Source organism: Allobosea rubneri (assembly GCF_032464875.1).
Lineage (GTDB): Bacteria > Pseudomonadota > Alphaproteobacteria > Rhizobiales > Beijerinckiaceae > Allobosea > Allobosea rubneri.
The window spans coordinates 1-18,785 of sequence record NZ_JAWDID010000065.1 but is presented as its reverse complement, the minus strand read 5'-3'; the positions used below and the strand labels follow the sequence as shown (position 1 = coordinate 18,785).

The 18,785-nt window shown below is 68.0% G+C and carries 18 protein-coding genes and 1 tRNA gene; 13 read left to right on the top strand and 6 right to left on the bottom strand.

The genetic code is table 11. The features are described from left to right. The first annotated feature begins 9 nt into the window (after nt 1-9). The 6 genes from RKE40_RS25795 to RKE40_RS25770 all read left to right on the top strand — a co-directional run bounded on the left by RKE40_RS25795 (nt 10) and on the right by RKE40_RS25770 (nt 3,844). Nucleotides 10-630 carry a methyltransferase family protein gene (locus RKE40_RS25795; protein ID WP_316021048.1) on the top strand — a complete coding sequence of 207 codons (621 nt, stop codon included), beginning with the start codon at nt 10-12 and terminating at the stop codon, nt 628-630. Then, a complete protein-coding gene (lspA, locus tag RKE40_RS25790; protein WP_316021047.1) occupies nt 627-1,154 on the top strand; it encodes a signal peptidase II in 528 nt (175 codons plus the stop codon). Before RKE40_RS25795 ends, lspA begins: the two co-directional genes overlap by 4 nt. Next, the gene (locus tag RKE40_RS25785; protein ID WP_316021046.1) at nt 1,151-1,708 is read left to right on the top strand and encodes a copper chaperone PCu(A)C; all 558 of its coding nucleotides are present in this window, start codon (nt 1,151-1,153) and stop codon (nt 1,706-1,708) included. Before lspA ends, RKE40_RS25785 begins: the two co-directional genes overlap by 4 nt. A gap of 35 nt (nt 1,709-1,743) precedes the next feature. Beyond that, the gene (locus RKE40_RS25780; protein ID WP_316021045.1) at nt 1,744-2,664 is read left to right on the top strand and encodes a cation diffusion facilitator family transporter; all 921 of its coding nucleotides are present in this window, start codon (nt 1,744-1,746) and stop codon (nt 2,662-2,664) included. Between the two features lie 53 nt (nt 2,665-2,717). Further along, nucleotides 2,718-3,020 carry a hypothetical protein gene (locus tag RKE40_RS25775; RefSeq protein ID WP_316021044.1) on the top strand — a complete coding sequence of 101 codons (303 nt, stop codon included), beginning with the start codon at nt 2,718-2,720 and terminating at the stop codon, nt 3,018-3,020. Nucleotides 3,021-3,205: 185 nt separating this feature from the next. Beyond that, nucleotides 3,206-3,844 (top strand): transglutaminase-like cysteine peptidase, encoded by a 639-nt coding sequence (locus RKE40_RS25770; RefSeq protein ID WP_316021043.1) that lies wholly within the window; start codon nt 3,206-3,208, stop codon nt 3,842-3,844. Between the two features lie 22 nt (nt 3,845-3,866). Here RKE40_RS25770 and RKE40_RS25765 read toward each other — a convergent pair whose 3' ends face one another. Continuing rightward, the gene (locus RKE40_RS25765) at nt 3,867-4,490 is read right to left on the bottom strand and encodes a DsbA family protein (protein ID WP_316021042.1); all 624 of its coding nucleotides are present in this window, start codon (nt 4,488-4,490) and stop codon (nt 3,867-3,869) included. 186 nt (nt 4,491-4,676) lie between these two features. On the opposite strand from RKE40_RS25765, the gene RKE40_RS25760 reads away from it, so the two are divergent. The 3 genes from RKE40_RS25760 (at nt 4,677) to RKE40_RS25750 (ending at nt 6,926) form a co-directional block, all read left to right on the top strand. Continuing rightward, on the top strand, nt 4,677-5,732 hold the full coding sequence (locus RKE40_RS25760; RefSeq protein WP_316021041.1) for a L,D-transpeptidase family protein: 1,056 nt from the start codon (nt 4,677-4,679) through the stop codon (nt 5,730-5,732). A gap of 126 nt (nt 5,733-5,858) precedes the next feature. Next, nucleotides 5,859-6,479 carry an SCO family protein gene (locus RKE40_RS25755; protein WP_316021040.1) on the top strand — a complete coding sequence of 207 codons (621 nt, stop codon included), beginning with the start codon at nt 5,859-5,861 and terminating at the stop codon, nt 6,477-6,479. Nucleotides 6,480-6,527: 48 nt separating this feature from the next. Beyond that, nucleotides 6,528-6,926, top strand: a complete 399-nt coding sequence (locus tag RKE40_RS25750) for a winged helix-turn-helix domain-containing protein (RefSeq protein WP_316021039.1) — start codon at nt 6,528-6,530, stop codon at nt 6,924-6,926. Nucleotides 6,927-6,987: 61 nt separating this feature from the next. Here RKE40_RS25750 and RKE40_RS25745 read toward each other — a convergent pair whose 3' ends face one another. The 3 genes from RKE40_RS25745 to RKE40_RS25735 all read right to left on the bottom strand — a co-directional run bounded on the left by RKE40_RS25745 (nt 6,988) and on the right by RKE40_RS25735 (nt 11,639). Beyond that, a complete protein-coding gene (locus tag RKE40_RS25745; protein ID WP_316021038.1) occupies nt 6,988-10,272 on the bottom strand; it encodes an autotransporter outer membrane beta-barrel domain-containing protein in 3,285 nt (1,094 codons plus the stop codon). Between the two features lie 714 nt (nt 10,273-10,986). Beyond that, nucleotides 10,987-11,062 (bottom strand) — tRNA-Ala (locus RKE40_RS25740). Nucleotides 11,063-11,234: 172 nt separating this feature from the next. Beyond that, a complete protein-coding gene (locus tag RKE40_RS25735; protein WP_316021037.1) occupies nt 11,235-11,639 on the bottom strand; it encodes a TIGR02300 family protein in 405 nt (134 codons plus the stop codon). Between the two features lie 308 nt (nt 11,640-11,947). Here RKE40_RS25735 and cmk point away from each other — a divergent pair, with 308 nt between their 5' ends. Next, a complete protein-coding gene (gene cmk, locus RKE40_RS25730; protein ID WP_316021055.1) occupies nt 11,948-12,589 on the top strand; it encodes a (d)CMP kinase in 642 nt (213 codons plus the stop codon). 215 nt (nt 12,590-12,804) lie between these two features. Then, nucleotides 12,805-13,617, top strand: a complete 813-nt coding sequence (locus RKE40_RS25725) for a DUF1194 domain-containing protein (RefSeq protein ID WP_316021036.1) — start codon at nt 12,805-12,807, stop codon at nt 13,615-13,617. Between the two features lie 38 nt (nt 13,618-13,655). On the opposite strand, the gene RKE40_RS25720 is transcribed toward RKE40_RS25725, so the two are convergent. Both RKE40_RS25720 and RKE40_RS25715 read right to left on the bottom strand, forming a co-directional pair. Beyond that, nucleotides 13,656-14,855, bottom strand: coding sequence for a multidrug effflux MFS transporter (locus RKE40_RS25720; protein ID WP_316021035.1), 1,200 nt, complete (start codon nt 14,853-14,855; stop codon nt 13,656-13,658). A gap of 97 nt (nt 14,856-14,952) precedes the next feature. Next, the gene (locus RKE40_RS25715) at nt 14,953-16,371 is read right to left on the bottom strand and encodes a sodium:proton antiporter (RefSeq protein ID WP_316021034.1); all 1,419 of its coding nucleotides are present in this window, start codon (nt 16,369-16,371) and stop codon (nt 14,953-14,955) included. A 213-nt stretch (nt 16,372-16,584) separates the two neighbouring features. On the opposite strand from RKE40_RS25715, the gene RKE40_RS25710 reads away from it, so the two are divergent. Together RKE40_RS25710 and hrpB are read left to right on the top strand one after the other, a co-directional pair. Further along, nucleotides 16,585-17,373: a class II glutamine amidotransferase gene (locus RKE40_RS25710; RefSeq protein ID WP_066473198.1), complete on the top strand. Its 789-nt coding sequence runs from the start codon at nt 16,585-16,587 to the stop codon at nt 17,371-17,373. Between the two features lie 64 nt (nt 17,374-17,437). Next, nucleotides 17,438-18,785: ATP-dependent helicase HrpB (hrpB, locus tag RKE40_RS25705; protein WP_316021033.1), on the top strand; the 1,348-nt coding region annotated here is incomplete at its 3' end.

Here is an 18,785-nt window from a genome sequence, read left to right as displayed (position 1 = left end):
GGACTTGCGATGAGCGGCATGGAGATCGCCAGCTATCTCATGGTCGTGGTCTATGTGATCAGCTTCCTCGCCATGAGCGCGATCCTGGCGAAGGAGGCCGGCCGCCCGGTCTGGCTGTTCGGCAAGGGCGGCGAGAAGCAGGCCCTGCCGGCGCTCTTGTTCAAGCTCGCCTTCGCCGGGGCGGTGATCTGGCCGCTAATGCTCGCCGCCTTCGGCAATCCGGTCGCGCATGACCCGCTGCATGCCGCGCTCGACGGCCCATGGTACGATGTGCTCGGCCATCTCCTCGTCGTCATCGGCGCCTGCGTCGCGCTCTTGTCGCAGCGCTATATGGGCACCTCCTGGCGCATCGGCGCGGCCGAGGGCGAGCAGGGCGCTATCGTCGACAGCGGCCCCTTCGCGATCTCGCGCAACCCGGTCTTCCTCGGTCAGGCGCTGCTGTTCATCGGGCTGTTCATCGTCCTGCCGAGCCTGGTCCAGGCCGGCCTCACCCTCGCTCTGCTGATCGCCATCCGCCTGCAGGTCGCGATCGAGGAACGCGTGCTCACCGCCTCGCTCGGCCAGCCCTATCTCGCCTATCGCGCCCGCGTCCGGCGCTGGCTCGGCGTCACCAGGCAGTTGCCGGCATGACGCTCTCCAGCAACATCGTCGGCATCCTCGCCGTCAGCGCGCTCGCCGCCGGCCTCGATCAGGCCAGCAAATGGCTGATGCTGACCGTGGTCATGGATCCGCCGCGGGTGATCGAGCTTGCGCCCTTCCTCAACCTGCGGCTCGGCTTCAACACCGGCATCAGCTTCGGCATGTTCCGCGACACGCTGGAGCGCTGGCCTGAAGTGCTCGGGCTGTTCAAGCTCGCGGTCGGCCTCGGCCTCATCATCTGGGCGGCGCTGTCGCGGCACCGGCTCGAGCGCATCGGCCTAGCCCTGATCGCCGGCGGCGCCTTCGGCAATGCGCTCGATCGCTGGCGCCAGGGCGCGGTCACCGATTTCCTCGATCTGCACTGGGGTGGCTGGCATTGGCCGACCTTCAACGGCGCCGACATCGCGATCACGATCGGCGTCATGCTGATGCTGTTCGCCAGCCTGCCGCTCGCCGACCGCTTTGCCGGCCCGGGCGCCGCACCCCAGAAGACCGAGCCGGAGGCGTCGCGATGATCGCGAACTGGCTGGCCCGGCTCGGCAGAGCTCTTGGCGAAGGCATGCCGCGTGGTCTTCTGCTCTCGCGCGGGACAGTACTGCGTGCTCTCGCCATCGCGGCCGTCGGCCTCGGCCCCTTCATCTATCTCGGCACGCTTCACCGGGAGCCGGTCGCGAAGCGCGCCGATATCGGCGTCGTCCATCCGTGGTCGCGCGGCGCTGCCCGCGCCGGCGAGCAGTACCCGATCTATGCCAGCTTCGAGAACGGTGGCCGCGTGCTCGACCGGCTGATCGCGGTCGAGACGCCCTTGGCGCGCCTGGCCGTGATGAAGGAGCTCGACCGCAGCAGCGGCGTGGTCAGGCCGATCGAGCTCGACGAGCTCGCCATCCCCGGCAACAGCAGGCTCTCGCTCCGGCCCGGAGCCCGGCAGATCACGCTCGTCGGGCTGAAGCAGGCGATCGAGCCCGGCGCGACGATCCCCGTGACCTTCGTCTTTTCCCGGGCCGGGCGTGTGACGACGCAGGTGCAGGTCGAGAATCGCGGGCAGCCCGAGCACGCCGACCATTCCTGAGGTCGGTGCGGCGCGCGGGGAGCATGGAGCAGGGCATGGCGGCAGGGCATTCCCATGGCGGCAGCGCGAAGGGCGGAACCGCGGCAGGCCGCCACAAGTCGCGCCTGGCGGCGGCGCTGGCGCTGACCGCGAGCTTCATGGTGGCCGAAGTCGTCGGCGCGCTCTGGACGGGCAGCCTCGCTTTGCTCGCCGACGCCGCGCATATGCTGACCGATGCCGGCGGCCTCGCTCTGGCGCTGATCGCGATCCGCTTCGCCGAGAAGCCGGCGACGCCGCAGCGCAGCTATGGCTATGTCCGCATGGAGATTCTCTCGGCGCTGGCCAATGCGGTCGTGCTGCTCCTGCTGACCGTCTACATCCTCTACGAGGCCTATCAGCGCTTCCTGAATCCGCCGCCCATTCTCGGCGGCCCGATGCTGGCGGTCGCGGCCCTCGGGCTGATCGTCAATCTGATCAGCATGAAGTTGCTCGCCGGCGGCTCCTCCGAGAGCCTGAACGTCAAGGGCGCCTATTTCGAGGTGCTGAGCGACATGCTCGGCTCGCTCGGCGTCATCGTCGCCGCGCTGGTGGTGATGGCGACCGGCTGGACCCTGGCCGACCCGATCGTTGGCGCCGGCATCGGCCTCTTCATTGTGCCGCGCACCTGGAACCTGCTCCGGCAGGCCGTCCACATCCTGATGGAAGGCACGCCGCCGGAGATCGACATGGCCCTGCTCGAGAAATCGCTGCTCGGCCTGCCCGGCGTCACGGCCGTCCACGACCTCCATGTCTGGACGCTGACCTCGGGCCTGGATGCGATGAGCGGTCATGTCGTCGTCGCCGACATGGCCGATGCGCGGCCCGTCCTCGTCGCGGCCGGGACGCTGCTCGCCGACGAGTTCGGGCTGAAGCACACGACGATCCAGATCGAGGACGAGGCGATCCGCCGGACCGAGGGGCACGAGCAGCGCCTCTAGAGCCGGCTCCGAGCTACCGCAATTCCGACACAGGCAGAGCCGAAAGCCGAACCATGGAATCGTTCATCGCCGCCCTGGTCTCGCTCCTGATCCTCAATCCGATCCAGAGCGCGATCACCAGCCAGCTTTCGGCGCTCGGCATTCCCCGCGACAGTGCCGAGAAGGTCGCGGCCTGCGCGCGCGCCGCCACACCCGCCATCGTGACGCGCGTCGGCGATAACCCGGGCTGGGCGGTCGGCCAGGTCGTCCGCTTCTGGACCGGAGCGGCGAGCCCGGTGATCGTGCTCGTCGAGATCGCGCCGCAATGCGCCGGCGCCGTCGAGACGGCCAAGCGCGCTATCTCGCGCCCGGCCTGACGCCTCAAGGCGTTGCTGCGGCTTGCGCTCCCCGCCGGTCCGGGCGCGGCGGAAGCTTTCCTTAGGGTTGATGGCAAGGAAAGAAATATCAATGGAATCTGAATCTTAGATGTAGAATCGCGCCCTCCGGTTTTGCGCCATCGCAAGCCGGGTCTGCGAGAAGCGCTCCCGACAAGGAGAGCGTGATGACAAGCAGGCGGAACTGGATCGGAGCGGCGTTCCTCGCCATCGCGGCGATGGGCCTGGCCCCGGCGGCCAAGGCTGCGGGCACGACCGATCTCGCCCATCTCCATGCCGGCGAGCCGTCGCGCACGCCGATCGGCTGGGCGCAGTTCTGCGCCGACAACCCTAGCGATTGCCGGGTCTCGCGCTCGCCGGCCAGCGCGGCGCGCCTCGACGACCGGTCGTGGAGCGAGCTGCTCGCGGTCAATCTGAAATACAACAAGGCGATCGAGCCGATCACCGACCAGGACCAGTTCGGTGTCATCGAGAACTGGGGCTATGCCACGAGCGGCAAGGGCGATTGCGAGGACTACGTCCTCGAGAAGCGCCGCGAGCTGATCCGCAGGGGCTGGCCGATGTCGGCGCTGCTGATCACAGTGGTGATCGACAAGGAAGGCGGCGGCCATGCCGTCCTTACCGTCGTCACCGACCGCGGCGAATTCATCCTCGACAACCAGACCGACAAGGTCCTGCCCTGGTCGAAATCCGGGCTGACCTTCATCCGGCGCCAGTCGCCCGCGGACCAGAATGTCTGGCTCGATCTTGGCCGCTTCCTCGGGCGTCCCGATGTCGTGACTGCGGCGATCGCGGGCGCGCGTTAGCACCCGCGACGGCCCGCTCGATTCAGCGCCCGGCCAGGAGTGGCGCCAGGATCGCGTCGAACTGTTCGATCGTCAGCGCGCCGACATGCTTCTCGCCATTGACGAAGAAGGTTGGGGTCGAGTCGACGCCAAAACCCTTGCCGCGCTCGGAAACCTGCCTGATGCCCTGGTAGAGGTCCTCGCGCTTCAGGCAGGCCTCGACGCCGTCCTTGCCCATGCCGGCCTGGCGCATCGCCTGGGTCAGCCCGTCCAGCGGCTTGTCTGAGTGGGCCCAGCCTTCCTGCGTCTTGTAGAACATGTCGACCACCGCATACCATTTCTCCTCGCCGGCACAGCGCGCGAGCATGAATCCGGCCATGGCGAGCGGGTCGAGCGGGAATTCGCGGATGATGAAGCGGACCTTGCCGGTGTCGACGTACTTCGCCTTGAAGTCCGGCCAGGTCCTGGTGTGGAAGTTCATGCAGTGATGGCAGGTGAGCGAGGCATATTCGATCACCGTCACCGGCGCATCGGCCGCTCCGAAGATCTTCTCCGGCAGCGGGCCGGGTTCGAGCAGGCCGGAGGGGCCTTGTGCGAAGGCTGTCGCTGACAACGAGCCGGCAAGGCCGAAGGCGATGGACTGAAGGGCGAGGCGGCGGTCGAGCATGGCGTTGATTCCCGGTGGTTCGGGCCGGTCTGCGACCTCTAGTGATGTCAGGGTCAAGAGGGGAAAGCTTGCGCCCGGGCTGCCGCCGCTTCACGAAATTGTCAGTTGAACCTCGACCGGCATGAGCTTGCAGGGTCGCGGGCGTCCGTTCACCAGCCGTTAGCGATACGCCCCGACAATCCCGCAATGTCCATCCGCTCCCTCGCCCGGAACCTCCGCCGTCATGCGCTGCTCCTCGCCGGAGCCGTGCTCTTGTCCTCCTGCGTGGCGATGGAGGGCGACGATCGGCATTTGCAGCCGCTCCCGGTCGCGCTGGTCTCGCAGATGTCGGCCAAGGGCATGACGCAAGCCGACCCGATCCTGATCCGCATCTTCAAGAAGGAGAGCGAGCTCGAGGTCTGGAAGCGCGACCGCTCGGGCCGCTATGCGCTGCTGAAGACCTATCCGATGTGCCGCTGGTCGGGCCAGCTCGGCCCGAAGAGGCGCGAGGGCGATCGCCAGGCGCCGGAAGGGTTCTATACGGTCACCGCCGAGCTGATGAACCCGAAGTCGCAGTTCTATCTTTCCTTCAACCTCGGCTATCCCAATGCGCTCGAACAGGCGCAGGGCTTCACCGGCTCGGCGCTGATGGTCCATGGCGCCTGCACCTCGGCCGGCTGCTATGCGATGACCGATGACGGCGTCACCGAGATTTATGGTCTCGCCCGCGAGGCCTTCGTCGGCGGCCAGCGCAGCTTCCAGGTCCAGGCCATGCCCTTCCGTATGACGCCGGAGAACATGGCGGCGCATCGCAACAATCCGAACATCGCCTTCTGGCGCAATCTCAAGGAAGGCTACGATCACTTCGAGGCGACCCGTCGCCCGCCCCGCCTCGGCTATTGCGAGCGCCGTTACGTCTTCGATCCGGTCGAGGGCGCCGGCCCCTTCGTACCGGGCGAGGCCTGCCCGGTCTATGAGGTCGAGCAGGACAGTCGCGATCTCGTCGCGCAGAAGCGTACGCGCGACGAGGAGCGTACCGCGGGGCTGATCGCCTCCGGCACCCCAGCGATGAGCTATGCGCTGCGCGATGGCGGCATGCATGAGAGCTTCCGTAGCCTGCTCAGAAAGATGGGGCCGGAGCGGATGCAGACCATGGTCGCCGGCAAGGTCGAGATCAGCAATCCCGACGCCGCGCTGGCCGACCCCTTCGTCGCCGATCCCGGCGATCGCGCGCAGTTCACCGGCTCCCTACCGGCCCGGTAAGGCGGGCACTGGCCGCGTTTCACGCCCGGCCATCGCACCGGGTGCGACGCTAGGCCGGTTTGATTTCGCCGCGGAGCTTGCCGAGAAGCGGGCAACGGCCGCGCGCCGATCTTGCAGGAATCCCCGATGCCGATCCTTCGCTGGATACGCTACACCGCCTGGACGGCGCTCGCCGTCGTCGTCTTCGTCGCCGCTGCGATCCTGCTCGGCTGGTGGCGGGTCGACGGGCCGGGCGCACCGGGCCGGCCGGTTCAGACCGCCGGCGCCCCGATCGATGTCGGCGGGCCGTTCAGCCTCGTCGACCATACCGGCCGCAGGGTCACCGACGCCGATTTCCGCGGTAAGCCGATGTTGGTCTTCTTCGGCTTCACCCATTGCCCGGAGGTCTGCCCGACCACGCTGCTGGACCTCACCAACCAGCTCAAGGCGCTCGGTCCCGAGGCCGAGCGGCTGCAGGTGCTCTTCATCACCGTCGATCCCGAGCGCGATACCCCGGCTCAGCTTGCGCTCTATCTCCAGTCCTTCGATCCGCGGATCGTCGGTCTCTCCGGCACGGTGGAGGAGGTCGAGGCGGCGGTGAAGGCCTACAAGGCCTATGCCCGGAAGATCCCGACCGAGGACAGCTACACCATGGACCACACCGCCTCGGTTTATGTGATGGACGCCGCAGGCCGCTTCCGCACCCTGATCGACTATCACGAGGAAGCGCAGGCGGCTCAGGCCAAGATCCGGCTGGTCCTGAAGTGAGGCGAGCCGGCTTTGTCTGGGCGCGCCGGGCAGGGTAGACTTCGCTTCATGCCTTCGCTCAGCCTGCGCATCGACGTCGCCCCGGAGACCCGCATCGGGCCGGGCAAGATCGAACTGCTCGAGAAGATCGCGGCCTTCGGCTCGATCTCCGCGGCGGGGCGCGAAATGGGCATGTCCTATCGGCGTGCCTGGGATCTCGTCGAGGATCTCAACCGCGTCTTTGGCAAGCCGATGGTCGAGCGCCAGGTCGGCGGCAAGAGCGGCGGAGGCGCCCATCTGACGGCGCTCGGCCTCGCCTTGGTATCGCAGTACCGCGCCATCGAGCAGGCGGCGGCCGAGGCGGCCCGTCCGCATCTCGCGGCGCTGCAGGCCGAGGTCGAGAAGCCGGCCGGCCCTGCGGCGGGCGAGGATGCGCCGGAGCGCCCTTCGCGGGCCGTCAGCGAGTAGAGCCGACTGCCATGGCAGCTGCCGCTGCCGGCACCCGGTGCAGCTCCGATCCCCGCCCGGCTCAATGCGTCGCGAAGCGCCAGGTGAGATTGCCGGTGATGGCATGGTTCTGGGCGCGCGAGCCGATTTGGCCGCGATAGGCGATGCCGAGGTTGAGATCGGCCGAGGCCTGCCAGTCCAGCTTCGCCTCGGCGACGAGCGCATTGCGGTCGATCGGCAGCCCCGCCACGGCGAAGGCCGAAGTGCCGCCGGCAAACGCCATCAACCGCTCCGGCCGGACATCGCCATAGGCGTGCTGCCAGCCGATCATGCCCTTGAGCGTGAGCGGCAGGTCGGCGAACAGCTGCATCTCGGCGCGCAGGCCGAGCGTCGTCGTCGCCAGGTCCTGGTCCTGGCTGGCGCCGCCCAGCGCCGCGATGCCGCCGCGCTCGCGGAAGGCATTGCTGTGCAGGCGCATGATCGAAGCCCCGAGGAACGGCTCCAGCGTCGTCCGGCCGAGCCCGGAGCGATAGCCGAGCTCGCCGAAGGCCTGCAGCGTCGAGCCGTCATAGGAGGCGGTCAGCCTGTCGCTCAGGCCGGGCAGGAGGACGGTGCGGCTGGTGTCGATATCGTGCCAGGCATAGGCCGCGCCGAGCCGCAGCGAGACCGGCCCCCATTGCCCGGAGCCGTAGATCGCGCCGAAGATGCTCTCGTTCGTGCCGGAGGAGAGCCGGCCCGTCACGTCGAAGCTGCTGCGCGCGAAGCCGCCGGCGAGGCCGATGCGGAAGGCATCGCCGACGGGCGTGTCGGCGCCGAGAACGAAGCCGCCGGTCGAGGTCTTCAGCCCGGCGGCGTTGCCGTCCGTGCCGATGCGGCCCCAGGAGCCGAAGCCCTCGCCCCAGAGCGCATGGTTGCGCGGGGTCTGCGCCACGGCGATCTCGGCCGGCCGCGGCGAGCGGCCGGGCAGGTCCGCCGCGTAGCCAGCGCCGTAGTCGCCTTGGGCGAGCGCCGGCAGGGTCGACACGCCTGGGGCCGGCTCGCGCAGGCGGCTAAGAATGCTGGTCTGCACCTGCCGCGCCTGGTCGTAGCTCACCGTCCCGGTCGAGGCGTGCACTTCGCCCGACAGCGCTGCGAAGGCCTGGCCGCCCTGGGCGACCGAGACGTTGGCGGCCGCGGTGACGAGGCCGCCGAGATTGCCGGTGGCGGCGATGGCGTCGAGCTCCGCCGCCACGGCCTTCTGGTTGTAGGTCCAGGCGGCCGGGCTGAAGGCGTTCGCCGGGAGGATCAGCGAGACATGGAGGTTGTGGCGGTCGATCGAGAGCGCGGGCTTCAGGAAGCCCGGCCCGCCGGTGACCGCGTCGAAACGGACTTCGCCGCCGTCCTCGTTCGTGATCAGCGTGTATCTGGTGCCGGGTGTGTAGACGCCGGCCTCGGGCACGATGGCGAGCGTGCCGGCATTGATCTGGAGCCGGTTTCCGGCGCCGACGACGCTGATCCGGTCGCTCCGGCCGTCCGGGTTGATCTCCATCTCGAGCGTGCCGGCGGTCAGGGTGAGGTTGCCGTTGACGGTGATCTGGCCGATCGAGTTGCCCGGCGCGATCGTGCCGCCGCGATTGTCGATATTGCCGACGACATTGCCGGCGCCGGCAAGGGTCCCCTTGCTTTCGATGATGACGTTGCTGGTCAGAGGGCCGTTCACGGCGAGCGTGCCGCCCCTGATCGTCGTGCCTCCGCCGACGCTGTTGCTCCCGGTCAGGCTGACCCTGCCGGCGCCGTCCTTCACCAGCTTGCCCGGCCCGAACATCCGCCCGGCAAAGGTGCCGTCGAAATCCTGGGCGAAGACGAGATTGTCCTCGTTCTGGATCGTGCCCTGCAGGCTTCGGGTATTGCCGCGCAAGGTGCCGTTATAGATTTTGGTACCGCCGGTGTAGGTGTTGGTACCTCCGAAAGTGATGGTGCCGGGCTTGCCGGGCATGTCGATGATCACCGCCCCCGTGCCGGATATGTCGCCGCGGGCGCTCCAGAAGGTCATCCCGTTCAGGTCGGGATTCTCAAAATAGAGGCGCCCGTTGTTGACGATGTTGCCGTCGAGGAAGGATTTGACGCGCACGATGCCGTCTTCGATGATCGTGCCGCCGCTATGGGCGCCGCCGAAATAGACGGGGACGATCCCGAAAACCGCGGTGCCGGTTCCAGCTATGACCAGCGTGCCGGGGCCCTTCTTGACCAGGGTCCAACTGCCCGCCAGACGATCCCCCTCGGCAAAGCCGTTCTGGGGCCCACCCTCGTCCAGAATGCCGCCGACGGTCTGTGTCTCGCCTGCTCCGGGCATGAAGGTCAGGGTGCCGCTGCCATGCAGGAACAGCGACTCGCCGAAACCGTCAAAGGCTCGGGTCGAGTCGACATTGTTGCCGCTGATGTTGCCGTTCCCCGCGACGGTCAGCTTTCCGCCGCTCTGGACGAAGATGGCACCGCCCATGCTCGCCCCGTAGCCACCCTGGTAGTCCGGGAAACCGCCGCCGAGCCCGTCCCAGGGGTTGCCCTTGCCGCCTCCCCAGCCCGGCTGGCCGGGGGAACCGTCGCGACCGGCGCCCGCACCGCCGCCATAGCCGCCATTGCCGCCGGTGTTGCGGTACGACCCGCCGCCGCCGCCGCCGAAGCTGCCATTGCCACCCCGGAGCGTGACGTAGCCGTCGCCGCCGCCGGCCCGGCCGTAGCCACTATAGCTGCCGCTGCCATCCTCGCCGTTCGCATTCGCCGGGAGATAGCCTCCGCCGCCGCCGGCGCTGCCGAGACCGGACGCGGAATAGGGAATTCCGCCTTCGCCTCCAAAGGCACGGTTGGCTGTCATATAGACATTGGTTGCGAGCACCTGCGCATCCGAGGCGATGAAAAGCGCGCCGCCCATCCCCGCGCCGCCACCACCACCGCCGCCGCCATTGCCGGCTCCGCCATGGCCGCCCTGAGCCAGGGCATGCTCGATTCTCAGATCCTTGAGGCCGATCGAGGCGGACTCGACGAACAGGCCGCGATATTGGTGGTTACCGGACAGCGTGTTGCCCTGGCCGTTGATGAGCACGTCCTGCCGGATGATCGGCAGGTTGCTCTCGAGCGTGATTCCCTCCGTGAAGGTGATGGTGTCCCCGTGCTTGGCGCTGCTGATCGCGCTTCTCAGCGAGGCATCGTTGCGGACGAAGTACTCGGTGGCGACGGCCGGGCCGGCCAGCAGCGCCAGGAGGGCGCTGGAGGAGAGCAGCGCCTGGCGAAGCCGGCCGCAGGCCGGCCCGACACAGGCCGAGCTGCTTTCGCCATCGGACGCCGAAGCGGGACCGGTCGACGCAGAGGCGTTCTGAAGCGAGCAGCGCATTGCGTGACCCCTGGTCGTGGTTCTCCGCCATCGGCCAAGCGGCAACGGAATGTCGCTACATCATAACCGGGATACGCCTCGAAGCTCCGGAAACCATTGGAAATGATTTGCTGAGGGTGGAATTATGAAGATTAAATTCTCGTAATATCTCATAAGGCAGAGTTTATATGGGTCATTATATGGTACAAAAAGGTGGTTATCTATAATTTTGCTTCGTTAATGATCTTATCAAAGATGCAGTAATTTGCAAAAATTGTATAAGCTGTTCCGCGAATTAAAGGTCATGCCGCTGGAGATTCGGTGGCTATTGCAAGATCTTCCCGTTAATCGGGTCGACGATCCCAGATCCTGAAGTTGCTCAAGCATGAGTTCGGTCAGGTCCGGGACATCCTGCTGAAGCTGGCTCTGCCCTTGTCGCGCATGCGCCACTGCCCGGTCGTAACCAGGCCCTCGGTCAACGAAGCGTCAGGCCCGAAGGGATGCTTCCGAGCGATTCGCTCGCGGGCTTGCGATCTTCTGCGCTGCGATGGGTGCAGTTCTGACTGCCATGTCGCCTGCGAGCCGTCAGCCTTGCAGCGCCGTCTGGAAAAGCGCTGCTTCGGCGCTGAGCCTGCGCAGCGCGAATCGAAAGGCCTGCGATGTCAGGAGAAGGGTGAGCAGCGCCGCAGCGCTGATCCGAAACCGTAGAGAATTTCACGATCTACGGGAGAAGGATGGTGGAGCCAGGCGGAATCGAACCGCCGACCTCTTGAATGCCATTCAAGCGCTCTCCCAACTGAGCTATGGCCCCACTGTCGCAGCCACCTTGGGGAGTGGCTGGAATTCCTCTTGCACCGGCTCCGGGGGAGCCCTGCGCTTCGTCGCGGCAGCGACGAAGCGCTCTATAGGCAGGCTTTCGCCGGGACACAAGCACGAATGTGAAGCGCGTCCCGCTTTTTCATTCGCGCCTGTGAAAAGGCGCCTCAGGCGTCCTCGTCGCCCTCGAGATCGCCGTCGATCAGGTCGGAGACGTCGTCGTCGCCTTCCTCGTCCTCTTCCAGGAAGGTGTCGTCGTCGTCGGCGCTGCTGCCGTCGTCCTCAATCTCGATGTCGTCCTCGCTGGTGACGACGGCTTCCTTCTCGGACGCTTCCGCATCGGCTTCGTCGAGCGAGACGAGCTCGACCGCGCCGTCGGCGGCCTCGGCCTCGTCCTCGTCATCGGCGGGTTTGGCGGCGACGGCCGCGGCGGCCTTCGCCTGCGGCTCGAACACCGAGCGCGGATAGGACTGCCCGGTATAGGGGGAAACGATCGGATCCTTGTCGAGATCGTAGAATTTACGGCCTGTCACGGGACAAACGCGCTTGGTGCCAAGTTCCGGTTTCGCCACGGCGTCGGACCTTCGAGTTACATGCGGAAGGGGTTCTGAAAAGCAGGGGCGTCCGTTAGTCGGGCCGGGCGCGCCTGTCAAATGCTGATTTCTCCTGCGCTGGCGGGCGGCCGGCGCGCCGCAGAACCACCCGGCGGCCGGGCGCCGGCCCGGGGATGAAAAACGGCTCCCGCTTCCCCGCTTCATGCACTACAGCAGGAGGCGAAAAGCGGAACCGGCGCTGCCGAAGCCGGCTCCCCGAACCCCTGCCTGCCGAGAGCCCAGAGACGCCCGTGGTCCTGCCGCAACAGCCCCTTCCATCGCCGGCAATCGTCGGCCGCAACCTCGTGATCGCCGTCGATGGGCCGGCCGCTTCCGGCAAGGGCACGCTGGCGCGCCGGCTCGCTGCCCATTATGGCCTGCCCTATCTCGATACCGGCCTGCTCTACCGCATGGTGGCGCGCGCCATGCTCGATGCCGGGCAGAGGCTGGAGGATGCGCAGGCCGCGGAGGCGACCGCTGCCGGCTTCGACGAGACGGGCTTCGATGAGGCCGTCCTGCGCGGCCGCGAGATCGGCGAGGCGGCTTCCGTCGTCGCCGCGATTCCCGGGGTGCGGCGGGCGCTGATCGACCGGCAGCGCCAATTCGCCGCGGCTCCGGGCGGGGCGGTGCTGGACGGGCGCGACATCGGCACGGTGATCTGTCCGCAGGCGACGGTGAAGCTCTTCGTCACGGCGACGCCTGAGGTCCGGGCCGCGCGCCGGCACAAGGAGCTGGCTGGCCGCGGCGATACCGCGTCCTTCGAGGGCATCCTCGCCGATATCCGTCGGCGCGATGCCAGGGACAGCGGCCGTGGCGATGCGCCGCTGAAGGCGGCCGAGGACGCGATCCTGCTCGATACCTCGGCGCTCGGCGTCGACGAAGCCTTCGCTGCGGCCCTGTCGATCGTGGAGAAGCGTCGCGCGGCCTGACGACCAGAACCCGCCCCGGAGCAGTATCCGGAGCAGCCTCCGGGCGGGAAGCTGGATCACGTTTGCGGGAACCAGCGCCGGATTGCCCAGCTTTCATGCTTGGCGTCTCCGAAAACTCGGAGCAGACTTCCACCGTATTCGTTTGAAGCCGGCCTTCGCCCGAATCATCTTAGCGTTTCGGCGTTACGCTTCGACGACAGATGACGGAGGTGGCGATGCGGCGCTGGCTGTTCGGTCTCTTGAGTCTTTCGGCCGCGGCCTTTTGGCCCGCCACCGCACCGGATGCCCAGCCAGCGACAGCGCCGCCCGAGGAGGTCGATGTCGCGCTGGTCCTGGCGGTCGACGTCTCCTATTCGATGGATCTCGACGAGCTCGCCTTGCAGCGTAACGGCTATATCGAGGCCTTCCGCTCGCGCCAGTTGCACGAGGCCATCGCCAAGGGCTCGATCGGCAAGATCGCGGTGACCTATTTCGAATGGGCCGGCGGCGATTTCCAGCATATCGTCAAGCCCTGGACGGTGATCGAGACGCCGCAATCGGCGATCGCCTTTGCCGAGGAGCTCGGCGAGGCTCCGACCCGGCGCGGCCGGCGGACCTCGATCTCCGGCGCTATCGATCTCAGCATGGCCCTGCTCGAGCAGAGCAATGTCGTCGCCCTGCGCCGCGTCATCGACATCTCCGGCGACGGCGCCAACAATGATGGCCGGCCGGTGACCCAGGCGCGCGACGCGGCACGCGACAAGGGCATCTCGATCAACGGGCTGCCGGTGATGCTGAAGGCGGCGAGCTATTTCGACATCGACAATCTCGACGTCTATTACGAGGACTGCGTCATCACCGGCGTCGGCGCCTTCGTCATCCCGATCCGCGAGCGCCACCAGTTCGTCGACGCGACCCGCACCAAGCTGGTCCGCGAGATCGCCGAGGTCCCCGCAGGCGAGGCGCTGATCCAGAAGGCGCAGTCACGCCCGCCGCGGGTCGGCTGCATGGCCGGCGAACGGCAATGGCGCGACCGCATGGGCAATTGAAGGGCTGAGCGGCAGGCGCCGGCCGGGCTCCTTTCCGCTCAGACCTTGCCGGCGGCGCGCGTCGCCGTGCTGGCGCGGAACAGCACCAGGGTGGCCACGCCGATCGCCGACAGCACCAGCGGCAGCGGTAGCGCGGACGCCTTGAGCAGATAGCCTACCAGGAGGCCGACGCAGCCCGAGAGCAGCATCTGGCAGAGCCCGGTGAGGGAGGAGGCGGCCCCCGCGCGGTCCGGGAAGGGCATCATCGCCGCCGCCTGCGATTGCGGCATGGTCAGCCCGACCCCGCAGGCATAGAGCGCCATCGGCAGGATCACGCCGAACGGCCCGCCGAAGCCGCTGGCGACGCAAACCAGCATCGCCAGCCCGCCTGTGGCAAGGCAGATGACGCCGAGCGCGATCACCCCATCGAGCCCACGTGAGCCGACCAGGCGCTGGGCGAGGATGGTGCCGAGAATGTAGCCGAGCACCATGCAGCCGAAGGACAGGCCATAGACCGGCGGCGTCAGCCCGTAGATGCCGATCAGGACGAAGGAAGAGCCGGAGATGAAGGCGAACAGCCCGGCATAGGCGAGCGAGGTCAGGCTAACATAGACCCGGTAGGCCGGGTTCTGCAGCAGCACGCGAAAGCCGCGGAAGATCGCGAGGAAGGAGAGCTTTTCCGGGGAGCGCTGGCGGATCGTCTCGGGCAGGATCGTCACCACCACGGCCATGATGGCGAGGGCGACGATCAGCGTCGCGACGAAGGTCGAGCGCCAGCCGAAGGCGTTCTGCAGCACGCCGCCGAGCGCCGGCGCCACCGCCGGGACCAGCCCCATGATCATGCCCATCCGGGCGAGTTCGCGGCCGGCACGCGGCCCGTCATAGAGATCGCGGACCATGGCGCGGCCGAGCACGATCGGCCCGGAGGCGCCGAGCGCCTGGGCGAAGCGCGCGCCGATCAGCGCCTCGATCGAGGGCGCGAGCGCGCAGATCAGCGTGGTCACGAGGAACAGGCCAAGGCCGATGAGCAGAACCGGCCGCCGGCCGAGCCGGTCGGACAGCGGCCCCCAGATGATCTGCCCGGCGGCGAAGCCGAACAGGAAGGCCGAGAGCGTCGCCTGGGCGCCGGCGACGTCGGTGTTCAGGACACGGACGATCTCGGGCAGCGAGGGCAGGTAGAAATCGGTCGAGAGCGGGCCGAGCGCCGTCAGCATGGCGAGGACGGCGGTCATCGCCAGCGTGTCGGGGCGCAAGGTCATGGGCGGCGTCTCTTTGGTCGAACGCCGCCCGTTTAGGCCCGCCGCGTCACGCTGTCGAGGCGTGGGGCAGTATGTCTCCGGCAGGACGCCCGGCGATCTAGCGGAAGAAGATCAGCGTCTGCAGCAGGAAGATCGGGATCAGGATGCCGCCCGACCAGGCCATGTAGCCGAAGAAGCTCGGCATCGCGACCTTTCGGTCCTTGGCGATGGCGTAGACCATGAAGTTCGGCGCGTTGCCGATATAGGTGTTGGCGCCCATGAAGACGGCGCCGGCCGATATCGCGGTCAGCGTCAGTGCGCCCGTGGTCATCAGCGCCTTGGCATCGCCCCCCGCCAGCTCGAAGAAGACGAGATAGGTCGGCGCATTGTCGAGGAAGGAGGACAGGATGCCGGTCAGCCAGAAATAGGCGACGTTGTTGGCCGTTCCGTCGGCATTGGTGACCATGGCGACCAGCGAGGAGAAGGCGCCGTCCTTGCCGGCCTGCAGCATTGCCAGCACCGGGATGATGCAGGTGAAGATGCCGGCGAACAGCTTGGCGACCTCCAGGATCGGGCCCCAGCTGAACTCGTTGCCGGCGCGCACCGGCTTCGGCGTCAGCTTCAGCGAGAGCAGGGCGAGGCCGAGCAGGATCGCGTCGCGCACGAGGTTCTGCAGCTCGAGATGGACGCCCCGAATCGTGAAGGTCACGCCCGGCTTCCAGTTCGCCGACATCAGGATGGCGAGGATCACGCCGCCGAGCAGCAGGATGTTGACCTTGCCATAGAGCTTGATGGCGCGGTCCGGCGTCGGATCCTTCAGCACCGGCAATCCCTCCTCCTTGCGGAACAGGTAGCTGTCGAGCGCGAAGAACAGCGCCAGCAGGATCGCGACGGCGAAGGACGTTTCCGGCAGGAGGTGCGTCGTCGTCCAGAAGAAGTTCACGCCGCGCAGGAAGCCGAGGAACAGCGGCGGGTCGCCGAGCGGGGTCAGCGAGCCCCCGATATTCGAGACCAGGAAGATGAAGAACACCACGACATGGACGTTGTGGCGCCGGTTGTCGTTGGCGCGCAGCAGCGGCCTGATCATGATGATCGAGGCGCCGGTCGTGCCGACGAAGCTCGCCATCACGGTGCCGATCGCCAGCAGCGTCGTGTTGGTCGCCGGCGTGCCGTGCAGGTTGCCCATCACCAGGATGCCGCCGGCGATGGTGAACAGCGCGAACAGCAGGATGATGAAGGGGACGTATTCGAGCAGCGCGGTGTGCAGCAATGCGCCGAGCGCCGGCTCGAAGCCGCGCAGCAGCATCAGCGGCAGCAGCACCAGCACCGCCCAGAAGGCGGCGAACTTGCCGTAGTTGTGCTCCCAGAAATGCGGGAACAGGATCGGTCCGAGCGCGATCGAGAGCAGCATGCCTGCGAAGGGCAGGGCCCAGGCGACGCCCATGGTCGCGCCGCCAATGTCGCCGGCGGCCAGCGCGCTTTGCGGGAAGAGGGCGAAGGCGAGCACTGCGCCCGCTGCCGTCAGGATCGATTTCAAGGCTTCCCCCCGCCCGCTTGGGCGCGGGACTGCTACTTCCAACCCTGTGCTGGTTATACGATGGCTATGGGGGTCGCAACCGCCGCTGCCCTGCCGGGCGGACTGCCGGCGTCCCGGATTTCGCCTGCTCCAAAAAAGCCGTTATGGCAGCATTCATGCTTGTCGCGCAGATTGACCTTGCGGCGTCCTGCCGCGCGTGATTCGGGGCCGACCATGTGCCGTTTCCTCGCCTATGCCGGCGCTCCGGTGTTCCTGGAGGATCTCGTCGCCTCACCGTGCCATTCGCTGATCCACCAGTCGTTGCACGCCGAGGAGGCCAAGACGGGCACCAATGGCGACGGTTTCGGCGTCGGCTGGTATGGCGAGCGGCCCGAGCCCGGCCAGTACCGCGAGATTCGCCCGGCCTGGTCGGACGAGAACCTGCTCTCGATCGCCCGTCTCGTCCGCTCGCATCTGTTCTTCGCGCATGTCCGCGCCGCGACCGGCACTGCGAGCACGCGGGCCAACTGCCACCCTTTCGTCCATGGCCGTCACCTTTTCATGCATAACGGCCAGATCGGCGGCTATGGCCTGATCCGGCGCCGGCTCGAGAGCCTGATTCCCGACCCGCTCTACGGCTCGCGCGTCGGCACCACCGATTCGGAAGTGCTGTTCCTGCTGGCGCTGGCGCGGATGAGCGAGGGCGAGCAGCCGGGCGAGGCCCTTGCCGGCGCGCTCGGCGACGCGCTCGCCCTGATGCAGGAGGCCGGCGTCCGCGAGCCCCTGCGCTGCGCCGCCGCGCTCGCCGATGGCGAGACCATCCATGCCGTCCGCTGGTCCTCCGACGAGAAGCCGCCGACGCTCTATCTCTGCGACCGTGGCGACGCCGTGGTGATCGCCTCCGAGCCGATCGACGCGGCGCGTGAATGCTGGCAGGCGCTGCCGCGCAACACGCTGGTCTCGGCCCGCGTCGGCGCGGTCAGCCTGCATCCCTTTGAGGTCGGTCTGCGCCGCGCCGCCTGAGGCGGGACGCCGGCCTGCCGCCGAAACGCTTGCGCAGGCGCCGGCCTCCGGGGCACATGCCGGCATGCGCAGCTTCGACACAGCCCTGCCGATCGACGCGGTCCTCGACGATCTATCCGCCGCCCTGCGCGCACGGCCGAACGCCGTGCTCGTCGCCCCGCCCGGCGCCGGCAAGACGACGCGCGTGCCGCTCGCCTTGCTGGACGAGCCCTGGGCGCAAGATGGCGGCAAGGGCGGCAAGCTGATCGTGCTGGAGCCGCGCCGGCTCGCCGCCCGCGGCGCCGCCGCCCGGATGGCTCAGACGCTCGGCGAGCGCGTCGGCGAGACGGTCGGCCTGCGCGTCCGGCTCGGCTCGAAGGTCGGCCCGAGGACGCGCATCGAAGTCGTCACCGAAGGCGTCTTCGCGCGGATGATCCTCGACGATCCCGCTTTGGAAGGCGTCGCGGCGGTGCTCTTCGACGAGTTCCACGAGCGCTCGCTCGATGCCGATTTCGGGCTGGCGCTGGCGCTCGATGCGCAGGCAGGGCTGCGCGAGGATCTGCGCATCCTCGTGATGTCGGCGACGCTGGACGGCGCCCGCGTCGCCCGCCTGCTCGGCGAGGCCTCGGTGGTCGAAAGCCAGGGCCGGGCCTATCCCGTCGAGACGCGCTATCTCGGCCGCGACCCGCTGAAGCGCATCGAGGACCAGGTCACCGAGGCCGTCCTGCTGGCGCTGAACGAGCAGCGCGGCTCGCTCCTCGTCTTCCTGCCTGGCCAGGGCGAGATCCGCCGGGTCGAGGAGCGCCTGCGCGAAAAGATCCGCGATGCCAGCGTCGAGATCGCGCCGCTCTATGGCGCGCTCGAACAGGCCGAGCAGGATCGGGCCGTGCTGCCGGCGCCGCCCGGCCGGCGCAAGATCGTGCTGGCGACCGCGATCGCCGAGACCTCGCTGACCATCGAGGGCGTGCGCGTCGTGATCGATTCCGGCCTGGCGCGGGTACCGCTCTACGAGCCCGATATCGGCATCACCCGCTTGGTCACCCAGCGCGCGAGCCGCGCTGCCAGCGACCAGCGCCGCGGCCGCGCCGGCCGCACCGAGCCCGGCATCTGCTACCGGCTCTGGGAGGAGGCCGGCAATGGTGCGCTCGAGGCTTTCGCCCGGCCTGAGATCCTTTCCGCCGATCTTGCCCCTTTGCTGCTCGACTGCGCCGCCTGGGGCGTCGCCGATCCCGCGACGCTGGCCTTCCTCGACCCGCCGCCCGCCCCGGCGCTGAAGGAAGCGCGCCTGCTGCTGAACGATCTCGAAGCGCTGGACGAAGGTGGCCGGATCACCGCCTCCGGCAAGGCATTGCAGGCGCTGCCTTTGCCGCCGCGCCTCGCCCATATGGTCACCGGCGCCGCCGGCTTCGGCGAGGCCGGGCAGGCCGCGCTGC

What these genes read in the sequence shown, in the direction of transcription:
- RKE40_RS25710 (WP_066473198.1), top strand. Translation starts at nt 16,585, where the DNA reads ATGTGCCGTTTCCTCGCCTATGCCGGCGCTCCGGTGTTCCTGGAGGAT.
- RKE40_RS25760 (WP_316021041.1), top strand. Translation starts at nt 4,677, where the DNA reads ATGTCCATCCGCTCCCTCGCCCGGAACCTCCGCCGTCATGCGCTGCTC.
- RKE40_RS25775 (WP_316021044.1), top strand. Translation starts at nt 2,718, where the DNA reads ATGGAATCGTTCATCGCCGCCCTGGTCTCGCTCCTGATCCTCAATCCG.
- RKE40_RS25785 (WP_316021046.1), top strand. Translation starts at nt 1,151, where the DNA reads ATGATCGCGAACTGGCTGGCCCGGCTCGGCAGAGCTCTTGGCGAAGGC.
- lspA (WP_316021047.1), top strand. Translation starts at nt 627, where the DNA reads ATGACGCTCTCCAGCAACATCGTCGGCATCCTCGCCGTCAGCGCGCTC.
- RKE40_RS25755 (WP_316021040.1), top strand. Translation starts at nt 5,859, where the DNA reads ATGCCGATCCTTCGCTGGATACGCTACACCGCCTGGACGGCGCTCGCC.
- RKE40_RS25770 (WP_316021043.1), top strand. Translation starts at nt 3,206, where the DNA reads ATGACAAGCAGGCGGAACTGGATCGGAGCGGCGTTCCTCGCCATCGCG.
- RKE40_RS25745 (WP_316021038.1), bottom strand. Translation starts at nt 10,272, where the DNA reads ATGCGCTGCTCGCTTCAGAACGCCTCTGCGTCGACCGGTCCCGCTTCG.
- RKE40_RS25780 (WP_316021045.1), top strand. Translation starts at nt 1,744, where the DNA reads ATGGCGGCAGGGCATTCCCATGGCGGCAGCGCGAAGGGCGGAACCGCG.
- RKE40_RS25765 (WP_316021042.1), bottom strand. Translation starts at nt 4,490, where the DNA reads ATGCTCGACCGCCGCCTCGCCCTTCAGTCCATCGCCTTCGGCCTTGCC.
- RKE40_RS25720 (WP_316021035.1), bottom strand. Translation starts at nt 14,855, where the DNA reads ATGACCTTGCGCCCCGACACGCTGGCGATGACCGCCGTCCTCGCCATG.
- RKE40_RS25725 (WP_316021036.1), top strand. Translation starts at nt 12,805, where the DNA reads ATGCGGCGCTGGCTGTTCGGTCTCTTGAGTCTTTCGGCCGCGGCCTTT.
- RKE40_RS25750 (WP_316021039.1), top strand. Translation starts at nt 6,528, where the DNA reads ATGCCTTCGCTCAGCCTGCGCATCGACGTCGCCCCGGAGACCCGCATC.
- RKE40_RS25795 (WP_316021048.1), top strand. Translation starts at nt 10, where the DNA reads ATGAGCGGCATGGAGATCGCCAGCTATCTCATGGTCGTGGTCTATGTG.